Raw genomic sequence first — 6,339 nt, 5'->3', positions numbered from 1 at the left:
AAGTACTACACCATAAATTACCTTGAGCATCCTGGAGGATATTGAGCACCGAATTACTTGGTAACCCATCGCTCTGGATGTACCGCTTTATTTTTTTGGTTTCGGGATCAAAAAGCAATAAACCTCCACCTTCGGTGCCGATCCATATTTGATGATTAAAATCTTCCTGAATGGCCCTGATGGCAAAATTGATCTTCGTATAGCTATGTTTTTTGTTTATTGGATCGATTTCGATCAGTTCGGTATAGTTCCCTGCCCAAAGTCTTCCTTTCGAATCCTGGAACAAGCTGTGGATATCCTTTAGATTATGGTCAAAAAGTTCAAATTTATCGGCAATTTTATTGTAACGATACAATGCACCACCTTTTGTAGTGCCTACCCAAATATTTTGTTGTTTGTCTTGATAAAGCTTCCAAATGTTAATGTCATCAACGCCTTTATAGTTATTGTAACAGTTATAATGAACAAATTTCCCGGTTGTTTTATTAAAACGATCTATCCCGCCGCTAAAACTGGCCACCCAAACGTTGTGATCTGCATCGTTTAAAATACTGGTAACAAAATTACTTGTTAAAGAGTTTGGATCGCTGGTTTTGGCATAATTAGCAAAAGTATTTTGCTTTCTGTTCCAAACACTTAAACCACCCCCATCAGTCCCGATCCAAATGTTTTTGTTTTCATCTTCGCTAAAGGAGAGTACAAAATTGTTAATTAAGGAATTGTTTTTTAATGGATTATGTTTAATGGTGGTAAACTGCTCATTTTCTGGATCGATGATATTAACCCCACCACGTAAGGTTGCAATCCACTTTCTAGATTCGCGGTCTTCGTAAACCTGGGCGACAGAATTACTGCTGAGTAAGCCTTTTTCTTTTCCTGCAGATAGGTAATTTGTTTTTTGATTTTTTGTATTGTAAACAGCAATTCCTCCCCCATCAGTCGAAATCCAGAGTTTTTGTTGCCGATCAAACAACAAACTCATAATATTCTCATTGCTTAAATGCTGGTTAAACTTGGTGAGGCTACTATTGGCTTTATCAAATTGAAAAAGTCCGTGCTCTGTTCCAATCCAGAGTGTTTGGTTAGTGCCTTTGGTAATGCATGTTACTGAGCGTACTGCAGCAGTTACTAAACGAAGTCTATGTTTATCATTATCGTATCTGCAAAGCCCCACATCTTTTATAAAAAGCCATAGGGTTTGTTGTTCATCAACATATAAAGCTTTTACAGTGAAATCGAAATTTTTGCCGTATGGGATCCGTTTTGCAATGGTGCTATTCTTTTCGAGCATAAACAGGCCTTTTTCTTCAGTAGCTACATAAACAGCTAAAGCCTTACTTATTGCAATGGAATTAATAGCATAACTTACCTCATTTTTTCTTCCCTTGTCTAGATAAATCAATTGATGAAACTTGGAATCGGCATAATCATAATAAGAAACGCCCTTTTGCGTACCTACCCAAACCTTGTTTTTCGCATCTCCATTCAGTACCGTAATGTGGTTATTTACTAATGAATGTTCGTCTCCCCAGCCATTTCTAAAAACCTTAAAATGATAGCCATCGTAACGGTTTAATCCATCATAGGTACCCATCCACATAAACCCAAAATGATCTAGATACAAAGAGTTTACCACATTATTAGATAGGCCACTTTCTACCCCCAGATATTTAAGGCGAATAGTTGTAGACTGGGCAAAACAAATAACTGCACCCATCCATAAAAAAAATATGGAGCAAGCAGTTTTTTTCTGAATAAGGAGCATAGAGAAACCGTACCGTGGTATGCATGGCAGGAAACGAATATACATATTTTCCTAAAACTCAGCTATCGGGTATTGTTTAGGATTAAATAGTAAAAATCGTAAGATTTCTCCTACATTAAAGACAGCTCTGTTCTATCTTGATGTTGTTCAACCAACATTTTAATAATTCAACCTACAACACCTAATCATTTACAGACCGAAACCGTAGTATTTGTTATTACACATAAACGTGAAATGTATATTTTGAAACAAAAATCCTATCTAAAAAAAATATATTGGCTTATTTTTGTTACTATGACACATATTGATGCATTGACTCCCATCCATAGGCTAGAACAACTGAAAGTTGGCGATCTTATTTCTGACACATGGGGCAGTTCTGGCGCCATTAAAACTATTGAAGTTTTAAAAGGAAGAACTTCTTTAACCTATTATTTCAGAATCAAATCAGGCAAACTGATCCTGGCTTTAAGATAACAATTTACTAAAATCCTGTTCGCGACTGAATAATCATGTAGTCGCCCAACTATAGATCAATTACTTAGATTCATAAATTTAAATGTTCGCTATTTAACATCAGAGTGGCCAAGGTTCATGTCTGGATTCACTTCATCACGAATAAGCTGTTTTAATTCTTTAATTTCAGGAAAGCGTTGCATCTGCTTTCTATCGAAAATTAGTTTCTCGCCAACATGAACAGTAAAAACGCCCGATGTTTCACTCGGAATTAAAGTTACCCCCTTTAGCTCATCAACAAAAGTGGTTAAAATTTCTTGCGCCATGTAAGCCGAACGTAACATCCAACCACATTTGGGGCAATAGGTTATATTAACAAGTGCTTTCTCCATTTTTATTTTTTTTACAAGGGTACAAAAAATATGGAGGGATGGAAAATGAAGATGTTAATGGCTGTTGAAACCGATTAAGCATCTGCAGATGTGTCTCCTCTTTTGTTCTTGTGGTAAAAAAATCGTTATTAATATCTAATTCAGCCAGACAATACTGAATAAAATGAACTAAACAAGTTCGCTGCTTAAAATGTTGTCAAAAGAGAAAAGGGTAACCACATCCATGTTTACCCCTTTCAAATTACTCCCGTGTTAGAGGAATTATAACTACACCAATGAAGCAATTTTTGTTTGCTTCATCTAGATAATCATACACCTAAAGTCTGAAAAACAGATATAAAAATTACTGTTTTTTTATTTTAGTTTTCTTTTAAATCCCTGCTCAAATCACCTCTAAATTTGTCTTTAATGCCCACTTAAATTGTTGGTACGAGCAATTATTTTTATAAAAAATTAAAGCGCCATGGATTTTAAAAATACTTTAACTGCCAGTATTCAGATATATAAACCCATTAGTCTGGTTTGGAAAATATGGAATGAGCCCGAACATATTGCCAAGTGGAATGCTCCATCAGACGAATGGATCAACAAGAAAATTGAAAATAACCTGGTAGAAGGAGGTGGTTTTTTATACGTTATGGCTAAAAAAGACGGAACTGAAAATTTTGACTTTAGAGGAACTTACACCGAAATTATAGCGCATGAGCGAATTGCTTATACATTAGATGATGAGCGGAAAAGCCTGATCACTTTTACAGGAAATAACCCCGTTACGCTTACTGAAATCTTTGAACCCGTTGCAGGCCTTGATTTGACCATGCAACAGGAATTCTGTCAATCGGGACTGAACCAGCTTAAAACATATGCTGAGCAGCTTGGTTAAATGACTTCAGGTTCTAATACAAAAGTGGTTTTACTGCGATTTAGATGCTCCAATTATTTTGAGGTAAGGATGGGTTTAGCTTTCCTGGGCTTTTTCCTTTTCTTCCACCAGATGATAAARCCAGTAATCGGCAAACTCGCTGCAACCAAAGCCGCTAAAAAGGAAAGAATTTTATTTGGCAGTCCTAAAAGCCTACCCGTGTGGAGATCGTAATTGGTGGCTTCTATTAAATCGGCCCCGTTAAAATCTTTATACGGTTTAGCCCTGGTCATTACGCCTGTAGCTTCCTCATAAAAAAAGGTATTCTGGTTGCGTGCCCAGCGGTAGGGATAAATCATTCTTAAACGCAGTTCACCTTTACCACGCAGCGAAAAACTAGTGGAAATAGCACCAGGGTATTTAATTTTAGCTTCAGTATAAATTTTATTGTAACGTAGAGGTAGCGAATCGATGTGTGCAGGTTTGGTTAAAACGATGGATTTGCCCTGCCCTAATTTGCTCCCGGTAAAAAAGCTAGCCGCATTTTTCACCTCTTTAAAAGCAAAATACAAACCACTCAAAGCAGTAACCAATAGCACAACTGATGCATAAAAGCCCAATACGTTGTGTAAATCGTAATTTAGCCGTTTAAACGATGCTTTTCTTTTAATGGTTAAAGATTGTTTTAATAACCGCATCTGACCAGGAAACCAGAGTACCAGTCCCGTAATCAGCATTAGCACGAAAATAACCACCGACCATTGCATGATAAACTTTCCTGTTTTTCCTAACAACAGGGAGGTATGGATATGCTCTACAACTTGAAGCCAATCTTCGCCACCTCTTTTTATCAAAACGGCAGTGTAAGGGTCAAAATAATAAACAATACCCTTCTTGGTGGTAATTTCTACCGTTGCATTTGAAAACCCATCTTCAATTCTGATCAGCCTTAACTGGTCTTTGGGTGATAATTTTTCGAAGTTTGAAATGATATGATCTAAACCTACAAAAGGTTTCTCTTGAAGCGCTACATAGCGAAAATCTTTTTGTGTAAAATCTCTGATTTCTTCTTCAAAGATATACAACGCACCAGTTACGCTAATAATAAATACCACAAGGCCAGTCGCCAGGCCGAGCCAGAGATGAATGTTCCTGATGGTATTTTTAAAATTTCTGTTCTTCATTGTCTAAAAAGCGTAGCCTAGTGATAGGTTAAATCTGCGCCCATTCCCTCTCACATAATTTACATTGCTGCCATAAAACTGAGAAATGGCAGGATAATAAACTTTGTTCAATAAATTCTCTACACCTACCGATAGTTTTAGAGGCTGCGTAACTTGATAAACTGCTGCAACATTAAATAAGTTGAATGCTTTTACCGGACCTTCGCCAATTAAATATTTACCTGCCGCATTGGTTTTAAAGCGGTCGCGATTTCCTACACGCATCCAGTTTACATCCAAACTTAAGTTTCTAATACCTGAATATTTAAGGTAAACGGTGGTTTTTGATGGTGGGATGCGGGTTGTGTTTAAATATACATCTTTCTCTCCGTTAAAATTACCATCATCATCTACATCGCCTTTTCCTTCTACCTGTGCGTAATTACCACCAATGCTCAAATCGCGTAGAACCTGATAATCTGCCTGGATTTCAAATCCATATACACGCTCTGGAATACGTTGAGAGATGTAAGTTCCATTAACTTCTAAAAGATTGGCACCCAGTTTAGAAGTGCTGTAATAATAAGCAGCACTGAAATTCAGTTTACCTACGGTACTGCTAAAACCAGCTTCGTAATTGTTTACTATAATTGGTTTAGTTTCTAACTGCGACAAGGTATTGCTTTTTGCTGCCCTTAACACCCTACCCAGCTCAAACACCGAGAAAGATTGTGCATAACTGATAAAAGGATTAAAAAACTTGAATTTAGAGTAACGAGCGCCAGCATTAAATACTAAAGCATTATAATCTAATTTACCCCCTTGCACCGCTATACTTCCTGCACCGTTTGCACCGGTAGCCAGGGTATTAAAATCGTCTACATCAATGTTAATATTTTCTACCCTTAAGCCTCCCTTTATGGTTAAATCATTAATGAAAGTTGCAGAAGCCTGTAAGTAAGGTGCAAAGTTCACCATATTCATATTAGGTACCCATAAACGGCCATCTGTTAAGCTTTGAGCAGTTTTATCGTTCATTAAATCCAAACCATAGTTCAATTGCATTGGTACCCGATCTGCAATATTAAAAGGTGTATTCAGGTTTACCCTTGCACCCTTTTTTGTTGAAGTAATGGCCGATTGGCCACTGCCGAAAAATGACGCTGAGTTAGAATAAATGGTATAAAAGTCCTGATAATATACATTGGCCGTTAAATCTGTTTTACCGAAAATCTGCTGATTGGTATATTGTAAATTAGCATTATGGTTAAATCTTGTTCCTTCATCTTCACCCAATCTTGTTCCATAAATACCAATAGCCGGCGATTGACCGTAAACACCATCTTTGGTTAGGTATTTAGAATGCTGTCTGGAGCTGAAATAATTATACATCACCTGCAAACGCTGTTTTGGAGTAAAGTTATATCCCAGTTTTACAAAACCATTGTAAGATTTAGTCTCACCTAAACCATACTCAGGCGAAATTACCAAGCCTTCAGCATCACGGAAAACACCGGTTTTTTCGAACATACCACTTACCAGATAATCGAACTTACCTGTTTTGCCGTAAAGCTGTTGCGAAAAACGGTAGCCTATGGTGCTATCGCCTTTTAAGTTTCCTGTAATTCCGGCTTGAGAATAACCTCCGAACGATTTTCCTTTATCGGCTTTTTTAGTAATGTAGTTAATCAAACCTCCTTC

6 protein-coding genes are annotated in these 6,339 nt (G+C 37.1%); 2 read left to right on the top strand and 4 right to left on the bottom strand.

What is annotated here, in order from left to right; all coding sequences use genetic code 11:
- A partial coding sequence (locus tag AC1DPQ_RS14365; protein WP_477609896.1) for a ligand-binding sensor domain-containing protein occupies positions 1 to 1,717 on the bottom strand: 1,717 nt, incomplete at its 3' end.
- A 342-nt stretch (positions 1,718 to 2,059) separates the two neighbouring features.
- On the opposite strand from AC1DPQ_RS14365, the gene AC1DPQ_RS14360 reads away from it, so the two are divergent.
- On the top strand, positions 2,060 to 2,242 hold the full coding sequence (locus AC1DPQ_RS14360) for a hypothetical protein (protein WP_477609894.1): 183 nt from the start codon (positions 2,060 to 2,062) through the stop codon (positions 2,240 to 2,242).
- Between the two features lie 89 nt (positions 2,243 to 2,331).
- On the opposite strand, the gene AC1DPQ_RS14355 is transcribed toward AC1DPQ_RS14360, so the two are convergent.
- Positions 2,332 to 2,613 (bottom strand): Rdx family protein, encoded by a 282-nt coding sequence (locus AC1DPQ_RS14355; protein ID WP_029276323.1) that lies wholly within the window; start codon positions 2,611 to 2,613, stop codon positions 2,332 to 2,334.
- 463 nt (positions 2,614 to 3,076) lie between these two features.
- Between AC1DPQ_RS14355 and AC1DPQ_RS14350 the strand changes: the two genes are divergently transcribed.
- Entirely contained in the window at positions 3,077 to 3,496 is a 420-nt protein-coding gene (locus tag AC1DPQ_RS14350) for an SRPBCC domain-containing protein (RefSeq protein ID WP_477581107.1), read from the top strand.
- A gap of 53 nt (positions 3,497 to 3,549) precedes the next feature.
- Here the strand turns inward: AC1DPQ_RS14350 and AC1DPQ_RS14345 are convergent, their stop codons facing one another.
- Together AC1DPQ_RS14345 and AC1DPQ_RS14340 are read right to left on the bottom strand one after the other, a co-directional pair.
- Positions 3,550 to 4,659: a PepSY-associated TM helix domain-containing protein gene (locus AC1DPQ_RS14345; RefSeq protein WP_477581105.1), complete on the bottom strand. Its 1,110-nt coding sequence runs from the start codon at positions 4,657 to 4,659 to the stop codon at positions 3,550 to 3,552.
- Between the two features lie 3 nt (positions 4,660 to 4,662).
- Positions 4,663 to 6,339 (bottom strand): TonB-dependent receptor (locus AC1DPQ_RS14340; RefSeq protein ID WP_477609892.1); only part of this gene is annotated, 1,677 nt, incomplete at its 5' end.

It is taken from the genome of Pedobacter sp. 01T416_2 (assembly GCF_056398925.1).
Note: the sequence above shows the minus strand (reverse complement) of the source record. Positions and strands in the feature narration are given on the sequence as shown.